This window comes from Pseudomonas sp. HMWF006, from assembly GCF_003061205.1.
GTDB classification, from domain to species: domain Bacteria; phylum Pseudomonadota; class Gammaproteobacteria; order Pseudomonadales; family Pseudomonadaceae; genus Aquipseudomonas; species Aquipseudomonas monsensis.
Genome location: NZ_QAIU01000427.1, coordinates 2,227 through 3,477 on the forward strand (window position 1 = coordinate 2,227; position 1,251 = coordinate 3,477).

A 1,251-nucleotide genomic window follows, 5' to 3' on the forward strand; every position below is an offset into this window, starting at 1 on the left:
GTCTGAAAGAGCCGGGCTGCCTGAGCGTGGTCGAGGATTGGCTGGATGAAGTCGAGGCAGGGGTCATTCTCAATACCACCGGTTTCGCCCAGTCCAGCCCGGAAGCCCCGCACCTGCGGCCGTTTCGCCGCAACATTGCGGTGATTCAGGCCATCTGCGCCCAGGACAACGAGCCCGGCTGGCGCGACAGCGAGCAGGGGCTGGGCCCGCGCGATCTGGCGATGCACATTGCCTTGCCGGAACTCGACGGACGCATCATCAGTCGGCCGATCAGCTTCAAGGATCTGGCCTGGCGCAGCGAGCGCAGCCAGTCCGATGTGGTCTGTTACCGCGCGCAGCCCGAACGAATGGATTTCGTCGCTGAGTTGGCGCGGCGCTGGATCGAACTCGCGCGGGTGCCGAATGCCGGTAAGCGCATCGCACTGGTTCTCGCCAATTACCCGACCCGTGACGGCCGCATCGGCAACGGTGTCGGTCTCGACACGCCGGCGGCGGCGCTGAACATCCTGCGTGCGTTGCAGGCTGAGGGATATCCGGTCGCGGCAGAGCTGCCGGGCAGCGGCACCGAGTTGATTCAGCAATTGCTCGGTGGCGTCAGCAACGATCTCGAGACGATTGATCTGCGCCCGTGCCAGCAAAGTCTGGCGATGGATGATTACCTGGCCCAGTTCAACGCACTGCCCGAGGCCAATCGCACGGCCGTGACCGAGCGCTGGGGCGCGCCGCAAAACGATCCGATGTGCCGCGACGCACGCATGATGATCGCCGGTCTGCGCTTCGGTCTGACTTTTGTCGGCATTCAACCGGCGCGCGGCTATCAGGTCGACCCGAGCGCGGTGTATCACGACCCGGATCTGGTGCCGCCCCACGGCTATCTGGCGTTCTATTTCTGGTTGCGCAAGACCTACGGCGCCCACGCGGTGATCCACGTCGGCAAGCACGGTAACCTCGAATGGCTGCCGGGCAAGGGCGTCGGCCTCTCGGAAAACTGCTGGCCGGACGCACTGCTCGGGCCGCTGCCGAACATCTATCCGTTTATCGTCAACGATCCGGGCGAGGGCGCCCAGGCCAAACGGCGCACGCAAGCGGTGATCATCGACCACCTGATGCCGCCGCTGACCCGCGCCGAAACCTACGGCCCGCTGCGTAATCTGGAGCTGCTGGCCGACGAGTATTACGAAGCGCAACTGCTCGATCCGCGCCGCGCCCGGGAGCTACAGCGCGACATTCTGCAACTGGTGCGCGATACGC

At 65.1% G+C, this 1,251-nt stretch carries 1 protein-coding gene; it reads left to right on the forward strand.

Translation table 11 applies throughout. From position 1 onward, the window contains the following. The coding region (locus DBR24_RS32665) for a cobaltochelatase subunit CobN (RefSeq protein WP_371921313.1) at positions 1–1,251 on the forward strand (1,251 nt) is incomplete at both ends.